Source organism: Chryseobacterium amylolyticum (assembly GCF_051011775.1).
GTDB lineage: Bacteria > Bacteroidota > Bacteroidia > Flavobacteriales > Weeksellaceae > Chryseobacterium.
The window spans coordinates 317610-337304 of sequence record NZ_JBPCHX010000003.1; the positions used below are offsets into that span (position 1 = coordinate 317610).

17 protein-coding genes are annotated in these 19695 nt (G+C 37.5%); 6 read left to right on the forward strand and 11 right to left on the reverse strand.

Annotation, left to right across the window (positions count from 1 at the left end):
* Positions 1-17: 17 nt before the first annotated feature.
* The 5 genes from ACR1PO_RS10230 to ACR1PO_RS10250 form a co-directional block, all read right to left on the reverse strand.
* Positions 18-3287: an efflux RND transporter permease subunit gene (locus tag ACR1PO_RS10230; RefSeq protein WP_433986691.1), complete on the reverse strand. Its 3270-nt coding sequence runs from the start codon at positions 3285-3287 to the stop codon at positions 18-20.
* A 33-nt stretch (positions 3288-3320) separates the two neighbouring features.
* Positions 3321-4712: a TolC family protein gene (locus ACR1PO_RS10235; RefSeq protein WP_433986692.1), complete on the reverse strand. Its 1392-nt coding sequence runs from the start codon at positions 4710-4712 to the stop codon at positions 3321-3323.
* Positions 4713-4790: 78 nt separating this feature from the next.
* Positions 4791-6143 carry a sensor histidine kinase gene (locus tag ACR1PO_RS10240; RefSeq protein ID WP_433986693.1) on the reverse strand — a complete coding sequence of 451 codons (1353 nt, stop codon included), beginning with the start codon at positions 6141-6143 and terminating at the stop codon, positions 4791-4793.
* Positions 6140-6832 carry a response regulator transcription factor gene (locus ACR1PO_RS10245; protein WP_433986694.1) on the reverse strand — a complete coding sequence of 231 codons (693 nt, stop codon included), beginning with the start codon at positions 6830-6832 and terminating at the stop codon, positions 6140-6142. The genes ACR1PO_RS10240 and ACR1PO_RS10245 overlap by 4 nt, the downstream gene beginning before the upstream one ends.
* A 134-nt stretch (positions 6833-6966) precedes the next feature.
* Positions 6967-9162: a glutamine synthetase III family protein gene (locus ACR1PO_RS10250; RefSeq protein ID WP_433986695.1), complete on the reverse strand. Its 2196-nt coding sequence runs from the start codon at positions 9160-9162 to the stop codon at positions 6967-6969.
* Between the two features lie 303 nt (positions 9163-9465).
* On the opposite strand from ACR1PO_RS10250, the gene ACR1PO_RS10255 reads away from it, so the two are divergent.
* From ACR1PO_RS10255 to ACR1PO_RS10270, 4 genes are all read left to right on the forward strand, one after another.
* Complete coding sequence (locus ACR1PO_RS10255; RefSeq protein WP_433986696.1) at positions 9466-11157, forward strand: DUF6909 family protein; 1692 nt, start codon at positions 9466-9468, stop codon at positions 11155-11157.
* A gap of 46 nt (positions 11158-11203) precedes the next feature.
* A complete protein-coding gene (locus tag ACR1PO_RS10260; protein WP_433986697.1) occupies positions 11204-11683 on the forward strand; it encodes a cysteine peptidase family C39 domain-containing protein in 480 nt (159 codons plus the stop codon).
* A 4-nt stretch (positions 11684-11687) separates the two neighbouring features.
* On the forward strand, positions 11688-12158 hold the full coding sequence (locus ACR1PO_RS10265) for a DUF1572 domain-containing protein (RefSeq protein WP_433986698.1): 471 nt from the start codon (positions 11688-11690) through the stop codon (positions 12156-12158).
* 176 nt (positions 12159-12334) lie between these two features.
* Complete coding sequence (locus tag ACR1PO_RS10270; protein WP_433986699.1) at positions 12335-14173, forward strand: M1 family metallopeptidase; 1839 nt, start codon at positions 12335-12337, stop codon at positions 14171-14173.
* 48 nt (positions 14174-14221) lie between these two features.
* On the opposite strand, the gene ACR1PO_RS10275 is transcribed toward ACR1PO_RS10270, so the two are convergent.
* Positions 14222-14824, reverse strand: coding sequence for a hypothetical protein (locus ACR1PO_RS10275; protein WP_433986700.1), 603 nt, complete (start codon positions 14822-14824; stop codon positions 14222-14224).
* Between the two features lie 191 nt (positions 14825-15015).
* On the opposite strand from ACR1PO_RS10275, the gene ACR1PO_RS10280 reads away from it, so the two are divergent.
* Together ACR1PO_RS10280 and ACR1PO_RS10285 are read left to right on the forward strand one after the other, a co-directional pair.
* Positions 15016-15774 carry a type III pantothenate kinase gene (locus tag ACR1PO_RS10280; RefSeq protein WP_332388616.1) on the forward strand — a complete coding sequence of 253 codons (759 nt, stop codon included), beginning with the start codon at positions 15016-15018 and terminating at the stop codon, positions 15772-15774.
* Between the two features lie 70 nt (positions 15775-15844).
* Complete coding sequence (locus ACR1PO_RS10285) at positions 15845-16372, forward strand: GNAT family N-acetyltransferase (protein ID WP_433986701.1); 528 nt, start codon at positions 15845-15847, stop codon at positions 16370-16372.
* 76 nt (positions 16373-16448) lie between these two features.
* Here ACR1PO_RS10285 and ACR1PO_RS10290 read toward each other — a convergent pair whose 3' ends face one another.
* From ACR1PO_RS10290 to ACR1PO_RS10310, 5 genes are all read right to left on the reverse strand, one after another.
* A complete protein-coding gene (locus ACR1PO_RS10290) occupies positions 16449-16880 on the reverse strand; it encodes a nucleoside deaminase (RefSeq protein ID WP_120232447.1) in 432 nt (143 codons plus the stop codon).
* Entirely contained in the window at positions 16881-17501 is a 621-nt protein-coding gene (locus ACR1PO_RS10295; protein WP_332388614.1) for a hypothetical protein, read from the reverse strand.
* Between the two features lie 53 nt (positions 17502-17554).
* A complete protein-coding gene (locus tag ACR1PO_RS10300) occupies positions 17555-18475 on the reverse strand; it encodes a helix-turn-helix transcriptional regulator (protein WP_433986702.1) in 921 nt (306 codons plus the stop codon).
* A 140-nt stretch (positions 18476-18615) separates the two neighbouring features.
* Positions 18616-19050, reverse strand: a complete 435-nt coding sequence (locus ACR1PO_RS10305) for a hypothetical protein (RefSeq protein WP_433986703.1) — start codon at positions 19048-19050, stop codon at positions 18616-18618.
* A gap of 169 nt (positions 19051-19219) precedes the next feature.
* Complete coding sequence (locus ACR1PO_RS10310) at positions 19220-19693, reverse strand: SMI1/KNR4 family protein (protein ID WP_433986704.1); 474 nt, start codon at positions 19691-19693, stop codon at positions 19220-19222.
* Positions 19694-19695: the final 2 nt, after the last annotated feature.

Sequence of the window (19695 nt, forward strand, 5' to 3'; positions counted from 1 at the left end):
TAGTAGCTTAAGGTTATTTATTTAACAATTTCAGGCATAAAGTGAATGCTTTCCTCATCTTCAGGATCAAGGGAAACACTTTGGGTAGCAGCTTTTCCCTGTCCCCATGCAAATGCCAGCGGAAGGATAAAAAGGGCGGCAAATGTAGAGGCAATCAAACCACCGATAACAGCTCTGCCCAATGGTGAAACCTGATCTCCTGCCTCTCCCAGTCCTAATGCCATAGGAACCATCCCTACAACCATTGCCAAAGCAGTCATCACGATAGGTCTAAGTCTCAGGGCTGCGGCTTCTCTTGCGGAAAGTAAAGCATTTCCATTATGTTTTCTTAATTGTTCTGCGTTGGTGATTAACAGTACGGCATTTGAAATTGAAACTCCTACAGACATAATGATTCCCATATAGGATTGAAGGTTTAATGTAGATCCGCTGATGATTAATAATGCTAAAGATCCAACCAGAACCGCCGGTGCAGTTACCAATACTACCCCTGAAACTTTGAAAGACTGAAAGTTGGCCGCAAGCATTAGAAATATCACAACAATAGCAATGATCAGGCTGCTTTGTAAGCTGCTCAGGGTCTCATTTAAAGTCTGGCTTAAACCAATCAGCTGTACATTGAGTCCTCTTGGAAGCTCTCCCACGGTATCAATCACTTTTTGAACATCTTTTGAAGCAGTTCCTAAATCGGTATGATTAAGGTTGGCCGTAACAGTAAGTGTTGGCATTGCCCCCAGGTTGTCGGTTTCCCCATATGTGAAACTATTTTTAATCGTTGCTACATCACCCAGATTCGGTCTGTTTGAATTTTTCTGCAATGGAATTCCTGCAATTTCTTCTTTGCTGTTCATTTTATTTTCAGGAATCTGAACCTGTACATTATAACTGTAGCCTGCTTTTTCATCCGTCCAGATATTTTTTTCGGTAAATCTTGATGATGAGGTGGATGCTACCAATGAACGGGAAACGTCTGACATATCTATACCAAGCTGGGCCGCACGAATACGATCGACATGAATGTCAAGAGCTGGATATTTTATGGACTGGCCTATCTGAACATCTCTTAAATATGGAATTTTTTTAAGTTCACTTTCTATTTTTTTGGCATACGCTTCATTCACACTTTTATCCCTTCCTGATAACCTCACTTCAATAGGAGTAGGAGATCCCTGGCTAAGAATTTTTTCTGTCAGTTCAATGGGTTCAAAAGATAATTTCATGTCAGGATTAATGCTTTTGGCTTTTTCTCTGATTTTATCTTTTAAATCATCCATATTGGTAGGGTAATCTTCATTTAGTCCCACCTGTAAAACGGTTTCATGTGAGCCTGCCATCCAAAGATAAATAGGGCTTACGGAAAAAAGAGTAGGATGGGTACCTACATATGCAGATGTAATTGAAACATTGTCTTTTCCGACAATTTCTTTAATGGCATCTAATAATTTTAATGTCTGCAGCTCGGTTTTTTCAATTCTCGTTCCGTCCGGAATACGCATTCTTACCTGAAACTGACTTCCGTTTACCTGAGGTAAAACATCCCGTCCGATACTGTTTAAGAATAAGGCTACCATTATCATCATCAGGATAATATAGGCAGAAACCAATATTTTTCTGTAAGGCATGATTCTATCTAAAAACTTCAGGTAACGGAACCGGATTTTTTCAAACATACTTACTTTCCCGTCACGGTTGCTGTCTTCGTTTTGCAATAAGATTTCTTTCTGGCTCCATGTATCATTCTCATTGCTTAATCCTGCTTGCTGCAGTTCTTCAGAGTCTGTCAGAACATGGCCGTCTTTTGCTTTGTGGTGTTTCACTTTCATGATCCAGTTAGCCATTACAGGAACAAAGGTCTGTGCAAGGAAGTAAGAAACAATCATGCTGAAACCGATGGCCAATGCAAGAGGCAGGAATAATGATCCCGGAATTCCACCCATTGTAAATGCAGGAGCAAAAACAGCCAGAATACAGAATAGAATCAACAGTTTAGGAAAAGCAATTTCTTTACAGGCATCCCAGACGGCAAGAGATTTAGGTTTCCCCATATCCAGATGCTGGTGAATATTTTCTATGGTAACGGTACTTTCATCAACAAGAATTCCAATGGCAAGGGCAAGCCCGCTTAGAGTCATGATATTAATAGTCTGGCCGAAAAGGTTTAAAAATAAAACGGCTGAAATAATAGAGGTCGGAATCGTAAGAATTACAATCAGTGCACCTCTGATATCTCCAAGGAATAATATAACCATCAATCCGGTGAGAATGGCTCCGATGGTTCCTTCACTCAATAAACTCTTAACAGAATTGATGACATAGGTAGACTGGTCAAATTCAAAGCTGACCTTTACATCATCCGGAAGGTTAGACTGAATTTGTGGCAACTGTTTTTTCAGATTCTGAACCACATCCCAGGTAGAGGCATCGGCACTTTTAGCAATGCTCAGATACACCGAGCGGCGTCCGTTTACCAGAGCATAACCAGAAGTCATATCTGCCCCGTCGGTTACTGTGGCAACATCTCTTAAGTATAGATTCTGAACACTGCCTTTATAGAGAGGGATATTTTCAAAATCTTTTACATTTTTAATCATCGTATTGGTAGGGGTGATATAGTATTTATCACCTATTCTTACGTTTCCTGACGGCGCGGTCTGATTGTTCAGCCTCAGTGCTTCTACGAGCTGATCTGGCGTCATATTATGTTGACGAAGCAAGTCCGGATTGGCATTAATCACCACTGTCCGGATATTTCCCCCGAAAGGAGGTGATGAAACAATTCCCGGAATTGAAGTAAATGTGGAACGAACATAAACGTTGGCGAGATCAAGCAGTTCATTGTTTGATCTTTTATCGCTGCTTAGAACAAGCTGTCCGACCGGAAGTGTGGATGCATCAAAGCGAATGATAAAAGGAGGATTTGATCCCGGAGGAAAAGCGGCCTGAATTCTGGTGGAAAATGAATTCAATTCTGCCGCCGCCTGAGCCATATCGGTTCCGGGATAGAAGTTAATTTTCATTAACGTCAGTCCCTGAATATTTTTGGTTTCAATACTTTTGATTCCGTTGACAAATAGGAAAATGTTAATATATTGTTTGGCGAAAAATGCTTCCATCTGCTGAGGAGTATATCCGCTGAAAGGGTGGGAAACATAGATTACCGGTAAATCCAGTTTTGGAAAGATATCGACTTTAATAGAGTTCACGGACCGGATTCCAAAGAAAAACAGACCGGCAACAATCACTAAAATCGTAATGGGTTTTCTTAATGCAAATCTTATTAAGTTCATTGAGATACTATTGATTATAATTGATATTAAATCTTACAGTTCATTTTCAAACACAGCGAAATCTCCCATAGCCGCTGCTTTTAGCAGTAAGGCATTCCATACATTGCTGATGGCGATATCCCTGTCGGTTTCTGCTCTTACCAGAGCGTAAATAGCCTGGGACAAATCCACAAGATCTGTCAGTCCGTTTTTATATAAAACGGACCTTTGGATATAGGCATCATTGGCTGACTTGAGCTGAACCGGAACCTGATCATAAATCCGGATGGCGTTTTTCCACTTGTTATCAGATAAATCCAGCTGGGCTTTTAACTGTTGCTCTGCGAGGTCGTACTCATGTTTTAATCCCTGGCTTACATAATCCTGAGCGCTTATTTCCTTTGAGAGCCTGTAGGTTTGTGTGAAATTCCAGGAAACGCCAATCCCAAAGAGGTAGTTGCTTCTTGTAGGATGAACCCCGTCCCAGTAGGAGGAGGAATAGTCATTCTGATTTTGTGCATAGTTGCTTCCGAATCCTGAACCTCTTGTCTGAAAGATACCTACCATAGAGAATGATGGATAATACTGTGTCCTGAGGAGCTGTTTTTCCTGCTCGCTTACATCAATTCTGCTTTTGTATAAAGCCAATAAAGGATGGCTGTCTAAAGAAGAACTCTTTTCTGTAGGGAAATCCGCCGGAATTCTTTTCAGTAAAGTACTGTCCAGTACAAATTCCTGAGCCGGAATTCCCAATAGCTGGGCAAGTTTATTTTCCTGCTCCTGTTCGTTGTCTTTTGCTTTGGTGTAAGTGATCATTGCATTGGCGTAATCTGCTTTTGCAAGTGATAAATCTACGCCGGGAACGAGGCCGTTTTTTTCTTTAACTTCAACAATTTTTCTGATGGTATCAGTCCTTCCCAGATTCCGGGCGTATGAAATTTTTAATTTTTTTGCAGCTAAAACATTCAGGTAAGCGGCGGTTACTTTTATTTTGTGCTGAAAGATTTCATCAGATAAATCTTTGGCATCCCTCTGGTTTTTAGTTTCGGCAACTTTCACTCTTTGTCTGGCTTTTCCAAAAGCGAAAAATTCCCAGTTGACATTAGCCAGGTACAAGGCTCCGAAAGAAGCATTCCAGTTTTGATCAGGGAGGGGAAGTCCGGATGAAGCTACTCCGTAGCCTCCAAATCCGTACAGCGGACCGTTTTGTCCGTTGACGGTTCCATAGTCCTGCTGTAGGCTGATATTCAGGTTAGGCAGGTATTGCCGTTTTGCCAGTTCTATCGATTCCTGCGATGATAGCCGGTAAGATTCTTTGGCTTTAATGGTTCCGTAATTATGAACAGCAGTTTCCAGTGCAGATTGCAGCGTGAGGACCTTCTGTGCTTTTGCTGTGTTGAACAAAAAAACGGATGATAAGGCGAGAATAAAAATTCTTGAAAGCATCTAACGTATTTTCTTTTTTCAAAGTAAAAAATACATTTTGAAGCAAATTTGAAGTTGAAAAATTAATGTTGATGGTAATTATTTAGCAAAATTTACCATCTGTTCTACGGGTTCAAATGCGATGGGATTTTCAGCCGGTATTTTTTCAGAAATTGAAGTTCCGTGCAGTTTGTTACCGTCAAAATATACCGTTATGCTGTGCCATCCGTCTGCAAAATCATAATGAACAGCAAAATCATTTACCTCACAGATCTGCTTGACAATAGAAAGTCCCAGACCAATGCTTTCCTGTGACTGATTACTTTTCTTGAACCTTTTAAACAGTTCCTGTGTGGGAACATGAGGAGGGAGACCGGTATTATTGATCTGAAAGTAATTTTGGGTCAAATTTATTTCAATTTTTCCCCCTTCAAGATTATGGCGAATGGCATTTGAAAGAAGATTGCTTAATAGAATTTCTGCTAAAGTAGGATGGATCTTAATAAAAACATTCTTTTCGCAATTTCTGTGTAAGGTAATATTTTTTAAGGCTAAATGATCGGAATACATGCATAGTGCTTCTCTTTCCACACGACAGAACTTCAATTCCTCGTTGGTGAGAAATTCATTGTTATTCAGTTTGGTAAGAAGAATTAATGAGCGGTTTATTCTGCTTAATTTATCGATGGAGTTTTGAATGTCCGTTAATAAAACCGCTTGATCTTCATTGATCTCTGTTTCTGCCAGCAGCTCAATTTTACTTTGAATGATGGCTAAAGGAGTCTGAACTTCATGTGAGGCATTTTCTGAAAATTCTTTGACAGAAGCATAATCCTCCAGGGCTTTGTCTGTCATTGTTTTCAGAAATTCATTTAATTTTTTAAACTCTTTGGTGCTTGTGGGTAAAAGGTCAAGCCTTTCTTTTTTCTGAATGCTGAATTTCTGAAGTCTGTCAATTGCATGGTGAAAGGGCTTTAATATAAATTTAGACAGAACCCGTGCTGTAATAAAAACAACGGCTGTGATTAATAAAAGTTTCCAGAAAAGGGCAATCAGCATTCCGCCCATTATTTCCTTTGTAGCTGTGATGTAAGCGTATGAAGAAATTTTATAAATCCTGCTGTTGATGTCTGCAAAAGAATTGATCTGGATTTTACATTCATTTCTGGAAACGCCCTGATCTTCAAGACAGGTGTGTATGACTTGTGGTTCTAAAGGAATATTTTTACCCTGGAATAAACTTACGGTAATAGGCAGCCCCTGTGAGGTTTTTGCCGGGGCTTCTCCTTTCCGGAGCTGATTGATAACGTAATTGTTGACGGTTTTCAACCTTTCTATCTCAACGTTATCCAGTCTTTTTTTGATACCGGTATAGGATATATACATGCTTACGGGGGTAACCAGCAATACAATGGCGATAAACCAGACTGATATCTTATTCAATAAACTCATGAACCGCTATATTTTAAAGCATTAAACTTGTAGCCTAATCCGTAGATCGTTTCAATGTAATCTTTTCCCTCTGCAGCACCAATCTTTTTTCTGAGATTTTTAACGTGCTGATAAACAAAATCAAAATTGGCTAAATTATCTGTATAATCACCCCAAAGATGATTGGCAATAGACTGTTTTGATAATACACGGTTTTTGTTGACAAGAAAATACAGCAAGAGTTCAAATTCTTTCTGGGTAACTTCCAATCTTGTCCCGTTAATAATAACTTCGTAAGTGTCAGTATTTAAAATGATCTCATTGAATTTGACTTCACTGTAGCCATCCATTTTTTTTCTCCGGTAAACGGCTCTTAATCTGGCGTGCAATTCCGGTAAATGGAAAGGTTTTGTGATATAATCATCAGCACCCCGTTCCAGTCCGTTGATCTTATCATCTAATGCATTTTTTGCAGAAATAATGAGAATTCCGCTGCTGATTTTTTCGGTTTTAATGTAATTCAAAATGTTTAATCCGTTTCCGTCAGGCAGCATTATATCCAGCAAAATGCAATCGTACGAATTGAAGCTGAGTTTTTCCAGGGCTTCATTGTAGTGATGGGAGCACTCACAGATATAGTTCTCGCCTTCAAGATAATATTTCATACTTTGGGCAAGTTCGTGGTTGTCTTCTATGATCAGGATTTTCATAACGAAAACAAAGGTAAAGTTAAATTCTGTATCAAATTTGAAGTTATAGAAGTCTTTGTCTATGAGTGTTTTAGGTTAAATAAAAAATTCCCCGGAAAACGGGGAATTTAAACTAATATGGAACTTTACAGGTGTTATTTTGTAAACAACATTTCTCTGTATTTTGTCATCGGCCAAAGCTCATCGTCAACCATCATTTCCAATGCATCAGAAGCTTCTCTGATAGTATCAAATAACGGTTTTACTTTATTACAATAGCTTTCTGCCTGTTTTTGGCTGTCTGATATGCTTTTTGCTGCTTCTCTGGCTTTGATAAGATCTTCAACACCAAGCTTAATTTTAGAAACATTTTCAGAAATGCTTGTAATTAAACTCATCTGTTCTTTTGCCAGCGACTTGAATTCTTTATCTCCAAAGATTTCTTTAAGACCTTTTACGTTTTCAATTAATCTGTTCTGATAATTTAATGCAGAAGGAATGATGTGATTTCTTGCAATATCACTTAATACTCTTGCTTCGATATCAATAACTGTAGAATATTTTTCTAATTTGATTTCGTTTCTTGCCTCAACTTCTCTGTGGGTGAAAATACCCATCTCTTCATAAAGGTCAAGGAATTTCTTATCCATTTCCTGTTTTAAAGCTTCAGGAGTTGTCTTAAGGTTGTTCAATCCTCTTTTCTTGGCTTCTTTTGCCCAGTCGTCAGAATATCCGTCACCCTCAAACATGATGTTTTTACACTGCTTGATGTATTCTCTCAATACATTAAAGATGGCTTCGTCTTTCTTAAGCCCGGTTTCAATTAAAGCATCAACTTCTTTCTTGAAATCGTTCAATTGCTTTGCTGCAATGGTATTCATTACGGTCATAGACTCTGCGCAGTTTGCAGAAGAACCTACCGCTCTGATCTCAAATTTATTTCCTGTAAATGCAAATGGAGACGTTCTGTTTCTATCAGTATTGTCTAATAAAATTTCAGGAATCTTTCCTACTACATTTAATTTTAATTCTGTTTTTTCTTCCGGAGATAATTTTCCGTTGGTTACTTTTTCAAGTTCTTCCAAAACGCTGAACAGCTGGCTTCCGATGAATACGGAGATAATTGCCGGTGGAGCTTCGTTAGCACCTAATCTGTGGTCGTTGCTTGCAGATGCGATACTTGCTCTTAAAAGATCAGCATACTCATGAACTGCTTTGATCGTGTTAACAAAGAAAGTTAGGAACTGTAAGTTTTTCTTAGGGTTTTTTCCCGGGCTTAATAAGTTTTCGCCTGTATCTGTAGCTAAAGACCAGTTATTGTGCTTTCCGCTTCCGTTTACTCCTGCAAATGGTTTTTCGTGGAATAAAATATGGAAGTGGTGTCTGTGAGCAATTCTTGCCATGATATCCATCAACAAAGAGTTGTGGTCTACAGCAACGTTTACTTCCTCAAACATTGGAGCCAGCTCAAATTGGTTTGGAGCTACCTCATTATGTCTTGTGGTTACAGGAATACCCAATTTCATACATTCGATCTCCAGCTCCTTCATGAAGTTCATTACTCTTGTAGGAATTGAACCGAAATAATGGTCATCAAGCTGCTGTCCTTTGGCAGGAGAGTGTCCTAGCAAAGTTTTACCTGTTAATACAAGGTCCGGACGGGATTGGTATAATGCTGAATCTACCAGGAAGTATTCCTGCTCCCAACCTAAAGTAGGAGTTACTTTTGTTACATTTTTATCGAAATACTGCATTACGCTGGTTGCAGCTTCGTCTACAGCATTCAAAGCTCTTAAAAGAGGTGCTTTATAATCTAAAGTTTCTCCCGTATAAGAGATGAAGATGGATGGGATACACAATGTGGTTCCCATGATGAAAGCCGGAGAAGTAGGGTCCCATGCGGTATAACCTCTGGCCTCGAATGTGTTTCTGATTCCTCCGTTCGGGAAAGAAGACGCATCCGGTTCCTGCTGAATCAATAAATTTCCGCTGAATCTTTCAATAGCTCTTCCTCCTTCGATAGGGGTGAAGAAAGAATCGTGTTTTTCTGCGGTTGTCCCTGTCAAAGGCTGAAACCAGTGAGTATAGTGAGTTACTCCTTTGCTCATTGCCCAGTCTTTCATTGCTACAGCTACCTGGTCTGCAATGTGTCTCTGGATTTTAGTCCCTTTTTTTACTGCATCCATAATAGACTGGAATGCTTCTTTCGTTAAATATTCTCTCATTGTTTCCTCTGAGAAAACATTCTGGCAGAATAATTCTGATAATTTTACAGGCACTTCAATAGAGTTATCTCTTCTGAAATCCTTAAATGGTAGGGTTTCTAACGCTTTGAATCTTAAGGTTGACATAAATGGGTTGATTTTTTACAGGGCAAATTTACAAAAAAAATGAATTGAAAATATTTCCACCCTAAAAATTTAAGGGGTATTTTGAAAATTTATATAATTTAAACAAATGTTTGGTGTTTTTTAACAGGGGTGTTTGGTGATTTAATGTTTAAAATGTGAGATTTTCAGCCTGTTTATAGAATATAGAGTAAATATACTACATATTGTACAATTAACAATAATACTGAAGGATTAAAATACTTATTAAAAGACAGTTAAAATAAAGTGGGTAAAGATTTCGTATATTTGTGTGAAATTTATTTTATGACAAATTCTAGAGCAAGAGAAACAACGGAGGCTATTGAAAGATTATACATCTCTATGAGACACCTGTTTTATAGAGGATTTTTCAAGCCGGGAGGAGTTTCAGGAGAGAGTATCAGAAGTTTGTTGAAAACCATCAATCCGGAAATTTACGGAACCATGAATATTCCTAGCAAATTGGAATTGGATGGTTTGATGTATGTTTTAGACAGGCTTCCGGAAGGAATTGAAGAATGTGCTTTTATTCATCTTACATCTGATGAAGGGTTTGATAAAGGAAGTTTCGAGCCTATTGTTCCAAAGAAAAGAAGAAGAAACTGTTATAGAATAGACGAACACCAGATGAATATTGAGGTTCTTTTGGGCCGTTCCGAAATTTATGACATTCTTACCCACCTGACATTCCTGTTTATAGAAGCTGATAAAATCCGTAACCTGGCATTCATCCAGGATGAAAACTGGAAACCGACACGTGCTTTCAAGATTATTGAAGAAGTGGTGAAGGGGGAAAAGAAATTCAGCAGAAAAGAAAAAGAAGTGGCGCTTATTCATCTTTCTTCTTTAATAGGAAGATCTTTTGATGAAACTTTAAGAGCTTACAATACTTTTGGTGATGATCATAATCCTGACCGTCTTTTCAAAATTATTTACAACTTAGGAAAGGTAAGTCTTGAGGATGCAAAAGGAAGCAGAGAAAGAGAAATTTATTTCAGCTCTATTTTAAAAGAGAGAGTGGGACACCATTATTTTGGTGAAAAATGGGCTAACAAGGTGAAAGAGGTTTTATTTGAAAATAACCTTCACATGCGTCCCCTGCATATTATTTCTGCCAATATGCATTCGGTGAAAAATATGCTGTATGCCAATCATGCACTTAAGAAGAAACAGCATCATGAAGTTGATTATAAACTGTATGAAGAGATTTCAAACAAGAAAGAACTTCGTGATAAAGTTTTAAAATATGCTTTGGAGGAAGGGATGATTCATATTGCGGACAAGAGTGGAAGTAATATTGATGTCCAGATCATAGACCTCAGCAAAACAGATCTGAAGAATACTCCGTTTGCAGACATCAAGTTCTCAGGAGATGATGTTGTAATGGTTTTTGATTATGCTTTCGGGGAACAGGCTTTCGAGGTGATGGATGAATTGCTGAGACCTTTTGAACATAAAGGAGAAGTGTACATGATGCATGTAAAATCCGTTTCCATCATGGGGAAAGCAGGTATTCTTACCGGAGCGAAAGGAGATATCATGATTCCTACTTCTCATATTTTTGAAGGAACTGCAGATAACTATCCTTTTGAAAATGCTTTAAAACTGGAAGATTTCATCGATGATGAGCTGAGAGCTTTCGAAGGTCCAATGATTACCGTTCTGGGAACCTCTCTTCAGAACAAGGACATTCTTTCTTACTTTATGAATACTTCATGGAAAGCTATTGGGCTTGAAATGGAAGGGGCACATTATCAGAAAGCCATTCAGGTAGCTTCCAAGATCAGACATCATATTTCACCGGATCTGTTCGTATGCTATGCTTATTATGCATCGGATAATCCGCTGGAGACAGGAAGTACACTTTCTTCAGGCGGTCTTGGACTTACAGGAGTGAAGCCAACATACCTGATTACTTTAAGAATCCTTGAAAAGATCTTAAGAAGCGGAAAAAAAGAAGTTTCAGCTAAAAAATAATTACATTTTTAAGATGACTTTTCTTTATAAATTAAGAAATAATTTCATGAGCGTATCTTTTATGCTCATGATTTTTTTTGTATCAAGTTGTAATGTAAAAGAAGAACAAAATTTTCCTTTTTACCAGCAAACGGATGAAAATAATTGCGGCCCGGCTTGCTTAAAAATGATTTTTGAGTATTATGGAAAAATCTATTCAGAAAAGTACTTAGGTGAAATGACTCATGTCAATAGTAATGGAACAACTATGCTTGAATTATCTGATGCCTCAGAAACGCTGGGATTTAAACCTGTAGGACTAAAGGTTGATTTTCTGAATCTGAGTAAAAATGTAAATTTACCATGTATTGCTTATTGGAAATCTAAGCACTTCGTAGTCGTTTATAGGATAGAAAATTCAAAAGTTTATGTAGCAGATCCGGGAGACACCTTAAAGGTTTATGATAAGGATGAGTTTTGTAATTTGTGGGAGGATCCCCAATATATTGGTGAAAAAAATGGTTATATTTTAGAAATTAATAAATAAAATTATGAGCCCAATCTTACAATTATCAAAAAGATTCCGAGAAGTTTTGCTGGATGGTCTCTGGATCGCCAATACCAATTTTAAAGATCAGCTTTCGGATGTGACCTGGGAACAGGCTGTGACAAAGATTGATTCTTTAAACACGATTGCAATGCTCACTTTTCACATCGATTATTATATTGCAGGGATTGTGCATGTCTTTGAGGGCGGAGATCTGGAGATAAAGGATAAATTCAGTTTTAATCTTCCACCCATAGAATCACAGAAGCAATGGGAAGACTTGCTGGGTAAGCTTTGGGAAGATTCTGAAAAGTTTGCAGCATTGCTGGAACAGATGCCCGATTCTAAGCTTGATGAGGTTTTTGTGGATGAAAAATACGGAACCTACCGGAGAAATATCGACGGAATGATAGAGCACAGCTATTATCACCTGGGACAGATTACTTTAATCAAAAAACTCTTGAAAAGCCGATAAAATATCCTTGTCAAGGTTTTAACCCTTGTCAAGGATCACAAATAAGGCTTAAAAAGAATTTAACAACCCGAATTAAAATTCATCTAAAACCATATTAAACAGAATAAAATCTCAAAATAACTCCTATTTGAGGTTCTTATTTAAATTACCTACCTTTAGAAAAAATAAAATTTTAAATGAGAAAATCGGCTGCAATCATTTTTGCGTTTATCATTTCACAATTTCAGGCTCAGCAAGGAGCTTACTATCAGCAGGCTGCGAAGTACAAGATGGATATAGATGTCAATGCTGAAAAATTTACCTACCAGGGAAAACAAACGATAGAATACACCAACAATTCACCGGATGAGCTGAATGTGGTTTATTTTCATTTATACTGGAATGCTTTCAAACCTAATTCCATGATGGATCAGAGAGTGGCTTCCCAGGGGAAAAACGGAGACTCAAGACTGCAGAAAGATGGCATTTCAAGACTTGCTTCCATTCCGAAAGATCAGGAAGGTGCTCAGAATATTCACTGGATTAAGCAGAATTGGAAAGATCTGAAATTTGAAGTTCAGGAAACCATTATGAAAGTGTATCTGGCTGAACCTATCAAACCGAATTCTACCACTACCTTTACAATGGATTGGGATTCCGTGATTCCTCAGCAGATCAGAAGAAGCGGAAGAAATAACAAAGAAGGAGTTGACATGACAATGACGCAATGGTATCCGAAAATTGCAGAATACGATTATGACGGCTGGGCAACTTTTGATTATCTGGGAAGAGAATTTCATGCGCCGTTCTCCGATTTTGATGTTACCATTAAAATCAATAAAGATTATGTAGTGGGAGCGGGAGGCATTCTTGAAAATCCGGCGGAAGTAAAAGGATATGATTCCAATGCTAAAGTAAAAACTGAAAAAGATAAAAAAGCAACCTGGAAATGGACCGCAAAAAACATCCTTGATTTTGCATGGAGTGCAGACAGAGATTATGCTGTAGAAAGCTTCAATGTTCCGGAAGGCCCGAAAGTATATCTGGTATATCAGAAAAATGATAAAACAAAAGCATGGGGTGAAGCACAGCCTTATATCACCAAGTATTTTCAGATCATGAATTCCCATTTCGGAAAATATGTATATCCTACCTATGCATTTATCCAGGGAGGAGATGGCGGAATGGAGTATGGGATGTGTACCATGATTTTAGGGGAAGCCAAAAGCATTAAAGATTTAATGGGCTTAATGGCTCACGAAGGATCCCACTCCTGGTATCAGCAGATGCTTGCCACCAATGAGTCGGTACGCCCATGGATGGATGAGGGGTTCACAAGCTATGCGGAAGGTTATACGATGTATCAGCTATTCCCTGAAGATCTGCCGAATCCTTTTGTTGAAAGATTAGATGCTTACAGAAAGTTCGTTAAAAAAGGAATTGAAGAACCTGCAGTTTGGTTAGGGGATCATCACGATAACGGTACATCTTATACCTTTGCTTCTTATGTAAAAGGTGAATTGTATCTGGTGCAGCTTGGATACATTATGGGAGAGCAGAATCTTGCCGAAACCCTGAAGCAATATTATGACCAGTGGAGCATGAAGCATCCTTCAGACAGGGACTTTCTTCATATTGCGCAGAAAGTTTCCGGGATGGATCTGAAATGGTTCCACAATTACTGGATCAATACGACAAAAACCATTGATTACGGAATTAAGGATGTAAAGTACGACGCAAAATCAACTACGATTACCCTTGTTAATAATGGTCAGGTACCAATGCCGATTGATTTCGGAGTGATGACAACGGATAAGAAAATTGTTACCTATCAGATCCCAATGAATATGACTCATACATGGAAAGAAAAAGATGTGTATGGTGAGTTTAAAACAATGCCTTACTGGCCATGGACTCAGAAAGAATATACCCTTACTATTCCTTATACAAAATCTCAGTTATCTGTTCTGGGAATTGATTTCAGCCAGAGAATTGCAGATGTGAATATGGAAAATAATTTTGTAGAGGTGAAATAACGATAAACAGATACAAAGAAAAATCCACAGACTCATCTGTGGATTTTTTTATTTTATTCCAAATTGCTGTACCATCCAGTGATTGGGATGATTTTGGATGAGATCCTGTTTCAAAGCTTCATCTTGGGTATTTAAATAACTGTAAACCTTTAAAGGAATAGAATCCGGATATTCTTTCAAACCGTTTGCGACCGTAATTTTTGCTTCTTCTTTTTTGGAGCCGCTATCCAAGGCCTCTGCTTTAAAAATGTAAATGATTGCCGGGACCTTTCCATATACTTCTTTTGTTTCACTTTCCAGGAGATTCATGGTTTCAATCTGAAATACAGGATTTGAATTTTTTCCTTCCGCTACAGTCTGGCTGATATGCTGCTGATACATCAGAAGAAGGTAAAGCAGGTGTATATTTTTGGTATTAGGATCAGAAACTGCTTTTTGAATTCTGTGTGCCAGTTCGGGAGTTACTTCATCATTGTCAGCCTGAAGATTTTTTTGATAAAATTCGTCCATCAGGTTATACACTGCCTTATCCTGGGAATCAATTTTTGAATGACTCTTTATGTTTTGTAAAACGCTTGCCATTGAGTTGCCGGATTGCGCAAAAATACAGGTGCTGAAGCATAGTAAAGTACAAAGGATCAGTTTTTTCATGAGATAGCCAGAATAATAATATTGTGTTTTAAATATACTGATTTGTTCCGGAGAAAGAAAAAATAAGGGTGTTATTGTAATTTAGTTTTGATAATGACAGGTTCTTTTTTTTAAAATGATTAAATTTAATCCCTCAAAATCAAGCAGGAATTTCAATTATATATCATGAATTTCTTCTGAAAAATATGTCAATGAATTCAATCGTAATCAACGTAGGGAACAGCAATATCAGATTTGGTCTTTTCAATGGTGATAATTGTGATATTTCGTGGGTAATCAATACAAAACCATACAGAACAGCAGACGAACTTTATGTGCAGATGCTGATGCTTTATCAGACTTATAAAATTGAACCCAAAGAAATCGATAAGGTTATCATCGGATCAGTAGTTCCTCAGCTTACCAAAGTAATGAGCTCAGGAATCAAAAAAATTCACGGAACCACTCCTGTAGTTGTCGACCGCAATACTCCTTCAGCAGTACAGGCTAAATCCAAGCAGATGGGAACCGATATCTATGCGAACCTTGTAGCTGCACATAATTTATATCCTGGTAAGAAAAAGATTATTATCGATTTCGGAACTGCTCTTACGGCAAGTTGTGTAGCGGAAAATGGAGAGACCCTGGGCGTAATTATTGCTCCCGGAATTGTTACTTCTCTGAATTCTCTGATCAACCAAACCGCTCAGCTCCCGGATATCGAACTGAAGAAGCCGAAATCTGTCCTGGGCCTGGACACCGTAACCTGTATGCAAAGCGGAATGGTATATGGCTTCCTGGGAATGGTAGAAGGCTTTGTCAGCCGTATCAATGAAGAAGTAAATGATGATTGCTTTGTCGTTGCAACAGGAGGAGTTTCTCATATCTATAAACCTTTGACAGATAAAATTCATGTGATGGACAGGCTTCACACCCTGAAAGGACTTTATTTCCTTGGGAAAGATTTATAAATAAAAGAGTAAGGTTCAGGTTGAATCCGGGTAATACCTTAATCTTCACCTCAACCTTAATTTTAAAATAATGAAAAAATTTCCGATTATACAGACAGAAAGGCTTATTCTATCAGAACTGGAGGAGAAGGATATTCCCTTTATCGTTGAATACCTCCAGCATAGAATTTTTTCTGATCTTACCTCTAATATTCCTTATCCTTATGTAGAAAATGATGCCCGGATGTGGCTGAAAATGTCTAAGGAAGCCTTTGATAATCATACCGGATATATTTTTGGAATCAGGAATAAAGAGGGGCAGATCATTGGAGCGATTGGGCTTCACGATCAGGATGATGATAAAGCGGAATTAGGCTACTGGATAGGAATTCCTTACTGGAATAAAGGGTATGTAACCGAGGCTGCAAAAGCCCTGATAGATTTTGGTTTTAATGAATTGGAGTTTCATAAGATCTTTGCTACTCATTTCCCTCATAACCCCGCTTCCGGAAGAATTATGGAGAAAATAGGAATGAAGCAGGAGGCTGTTCTCATACAGGAGGTGAAAAAGGATGGAGAATATTTTGATCTGGTAAGATACTGTATTGTAAAAGAGTAGAAGAAGTTTTAACAGTATAAAAATTATAAATAAAAGCCGGGAATATTTAACTATTCTCCGGCTTTGTGTTTTTAAATTATCGTTTACTTTTGAAGAATTCTTTAACAATAGAGGAACATTCTGCTTCCATAATGCCTGTGATAACTTCTGTTTTCGGATGGAGAGAAAGATGTTTATTGATAAACCCTCTCTGTTCATCGCGTGCTCCAATGACAACTTTGGAAATCTGAGACCAGGAAAGCGCTCCTGAGCACATGACACAAGGTTCCATGGTTACATACAATGTACAGTCTTTTAAATATTTTCCTCCAAGAAAGTTAGCTGCCGAAGTTATGGCCTGCATCTCTGCATGGGCAGTGACGTCATTCAATGTTTCGGTGAGATTATGGGCTCTTGCAATAATCCGGTTGTTGGAAACCACCACACACCCGATAGGGACCTCATCTTTTTCTAAAGCGGCTTCTGCTTCCTGCAATGCCATTTTCATATAATATTCGTCTGTAAACATTTAGTCCGTTATCGTTAAAGTTAAAGGAAGTTTGAAACGATAGGTAGTAGGATCGCCTTTTATCGTTGCCGGAGAAAATTTTTCTGCCAGAGAATATAGGGCAATTTCCGCCTGCCTGTTAAAGGTGAAATTATTACCCTGTGCATGAACATTGCTGACTGTTCCATCTTTTTCGACAATAAAATCCACATCCGTTTTTATCGTTTTTTCTTCAGAATATACCCCGTCAACATACAGGAGATTGGCAACTTCCTGCCTCAAAGAATTGATCCCGCCCGGGTAATCTGCAATCTTTTCAGCGTCTGTAAACTTTCCAGGTGAGGTCTGAAAACCGGGATTCCTGATGGTCTGAAGGTCTTCCAGATTTCTGACTTTTAATAAAGCTCCAATCAGTGCATTATTTTCAATGCTGTCCATTTTTTTCATGAAAAAAAGAAAATCACCTTTAATCTCTGCTTTTTTTACGGCATTGGACTCGGCATCAAATTTCTTTTTGAATTCTTTGTTCAGCATGTTCCTGTGCTGGTTATAATAACTCTTTACAAGCCTGAACTCTTCTTTCTGCTGTGCGAGAAAAAAGGTAGAAATAAAACAGCTGATGCCAATGAATAAGGTTTTCAATAAGGGTATATTTATGTAAATATAACAAAAAATATGAAATAAGTCCTTTATGATCAGCTTTCAAGATAACGGTTCAAAGATTCCTGTAAATGATTGCGGATTTCTTCAACTAAAGCTTTCGGCTCCAGAACGGTTACTTCTTTTCCATAAGAAAGAATCTCCTGCATAAAGTCATAAGTAGGATGGAGGAAGAACTCAAAATAGATTTCATCCGGAGTTTCTTTGGTCTCTTTCTGGGATTGATGAAGTGGGAAACTTCTGATGTATTCTCCCTGATGGCGGCTGCATTTCAATACGATATTCTGTGGTTTCTGTTCTGCCAGATTCATGACTCCGAATGCATTTTTAAAATGCTCTCTGAAGTTGTATTTGTATTTCTCCCTGAACTGATTTTTAGCCACATCAAGATAATTGATCCTGTCAAGCCCGAACGATTTTAAAACTTTATCTTTTGTATCGATGGCAATAAGATACCATCGGTCTTTAGATTCTTTTAAAGCCAAAGGATGCACTTTCCTGGAGGTCATCAGTTTGTTTTTGTAATTGTAGTGTTCAAAAGTCACCACTCTTTTATTGCGGATGGCAAAGAACAGGTCATAAAAATGTTCCACACCCGTTGGTTTACGGCTTTCAAAAAAGATAAAATCTGAAAAATCCGGGTGAAGGTTCAGCGCATTGCTTACCTGAAAGGACTCAAGAAGTTTCTGATTGTATTCATCCACTTCCATAATCGGGCGGCTCTCGATATAATACCGGTTGTCACCCTTCTTTTTGTTATGAATGGAGAGATTGAAAAGATCTGAAATCTCCCGGATATCCCTTTGCAGAGTACGGATAGAGTAGCTCTTGATTCCTGCATCCTGGAATTCAAAAGAGTTTAAAAGATAGTCCTCCAGCTGGGAATAAGTAGCCGGAGAACTTTCTAATCTTTTAATAATTAAGGCATATCTTGTCAGATAAAAATCTTTTTTCATTTCTCTATTTTTAGGGTGCAGCAGCGCTGCGATTCATGGTAAAGTTTTATAAGACAAATATATGCGGTTCATGCGACAAAACGTGTCGTGTTTTATTTTTTTGTAGTAAAGTTTTGTTATATAAACTTATTGGAAGTGTGTTAAAAATTCTTCCTTACAAAATTTTTAAAGTCAAAATTTTGATGTTTAAAATATTTATCTTCATCAACAACAGTGTATTTATCATTTTTATCTTTTATAGCATAAACAAACCTCGGTTTGTCATCTCCTAAAAAAGAGGCCATATGAAGAGGAACTCCACTATCTAAAAAGTATATAAAAAAAGATTTATATTCATTATCATATTTTTCTTTACTATTCACACTAAAATGCCATCCGTCATGTTCATAATATCCATCATTGCCTAATGAATATACTTTTACTTTATCTTTTGTTGCTGAAGCCGTTTGCAAATTATAAGCTTCTTTAAAGACATCATCAACTACTTTTAATCCTATTTGTATGATTTGTTCTTTTGTCGGTTTCATATTGTCTTCAATAAGATTTTCAATACCTTTAATAAAAATAGTATTCATTTTAAAATAACTATCCCAACTAAATAGACCTCTATAATGATCAGGATAAAAATAACCAACTTTATAATAATTTGCAATTGCCCAGATTTCCCTTTCTCAAGAGGTGCATAAGCCATAATTTCTCAAATAACGAGTCAATAAAAACCGCCTCTTATTGAGGCGGATACTTTTAAAACGGAATGTTATTCTTTACTCTTCTTATGCTTTCATTAACTAGTTCTGTAAATGTGTAATTTTCTTTAAAACCCCCTTTAGGAATGCTAACTAATGTACTTCCTTCTAATGCTTCAAAAGGGTCTATCATATAAACTTTAGGATCTTCATTGATTTCATCTAAAAGAATTACACTATATAAACCATCATAAACATGAAAAGCAAAAAAAGGTTTGTCAACTTTTTGTTTAGTTTTTTTTAAATCTTCCTGGGCATATTCTTGGAGTTCTTTAATTCCATCAATGTCATCAAACCCAAAATTATTAAAATCTCCTGCTAAAAACAGAAATTCTCTAAAAGCTTTTGGAAACTCTATTCCTTGATTAAATTCTTTTTCAAGCTGTTTAATTTTATCCAAAGAAAAGCCTCTGTTTACAAAACCTTTTAATTTAGGGTTTTCTTTTACTTGAGTCATATATTGTATAATCATAA

Bases quoted from the DNA above. Each gene is read 5' to 3' on its own strand.
- ACR1PO_RS10230 (WP_433986691.1), bottom strand. From the start codon at position 3,287: ATGAACTTAATAAGATTTGCATTAAGAAAACCCATTACGATTTTAGTG.
- ACR1PO_RS10235 (WP_433986692.1), bottom strand. From the start codon at position 4,712: ATGCTTTCAAGAATTTTTATTCTCGCCTTATCATCCGTTTTTTTGTTC.
- ACR1PO_RS10240 (WP_433986693.1), bottom strand. From the start codon at position 6,143: ATGAGTTTATTGAATAAGATATCAGTCTGGTTTATCGCCATTGTATTG.
- ACR1PO_RS10245 (WP_433986694.1), bottom strand. From the start codon at position 6,832: ATGAAAATCCTGATCATAGAAGACAACCACGAACTTGCCCAAAGTATG.
- ACR1PO_RS10250 (WP_433986695.1), bottom strand. From the start codon at position 9,162: ATGTCAACCTTAAGATTCAAAGCGTTAGAAACCCTACCATTTAAGGAT.
- ACR1PO_RS10255 (WP_433986696.1), top strand. From the start codon at position 9,466: ATGACAAATTCTAGAGCAAGAGAAACAACGGAGGCTATTGAAAGATTA.
- ACR1PO_RS10260 (WP_433986697.1), top strand. From the start codon at position 11,204: ATGAGCGTATCTTTTATGCTCATGATTTTTTTTGTATCAAGTTGTAAT.
- ACR1PO_RS10265 (WP_433986698.1), top strand. From the start codon at position 11,688: ATGAGCCCAATCTTACAATTATCAAAAAGATTCCGAGAAGTTTTGCTG.
- ACR1PO_RS10270 (WP_433986699.1), top strand. From the start codon at position 12,335: ATGAGAAAATCGGCTGCAATCATTTTTGCGTTTATCATTTCACAATTT.
- ACR1PO_RS10275 (WP_433986700.1), bottom strand. From the start codon at position 14,824: ATGAAAAAACTGATCCTTTGTACTTTACTATGCTTCAGCACCTGTATT.
- ACR1PO_RS10280 (WP_332388616.1), top strand. From the start codon at position 15,016: ATGAATTCAATCGTAATCAACGTAGGGAACAGCAATATCAGATTTGGT.
- ACR1PO_RS10285 (WP_433986701.1), top strand. From the start codon at position 15,845: ATGAAAAAATTTCCGATTATACAGACAGAAAGGCTTATTCTATCAGAA.
- ACR1PO_RS10290 (WP_120232447.1), bottom strand. From the start codon at position 16,880: ATGTTTACAGACGAATATTATATGAAAATGGCATTGCAGGAAGCAGAA.
- ACR1PO_RS10300 (WP_433986702.1), bottom strand. From the start codon at position 18,475: ATGAAAAAAGATTTTTATCTGACAAGATATGCCTTAATTATTAAAAGA.
- ACR1PO_RS10305 (WP_433986703.1), bottom strand. From the start codon at position 19,050: ATGAATACTATTTTTATTAAAGGTATTGAAAATCTTATTGAAGACAAT.
- ACR1PO_RS10310 (WP_433986704.1), bottom strand. From the start codon at position 19,693: ATGATTATACAATATATGACTCAAGTAAAAGAAAACCCTAAATTAAAA.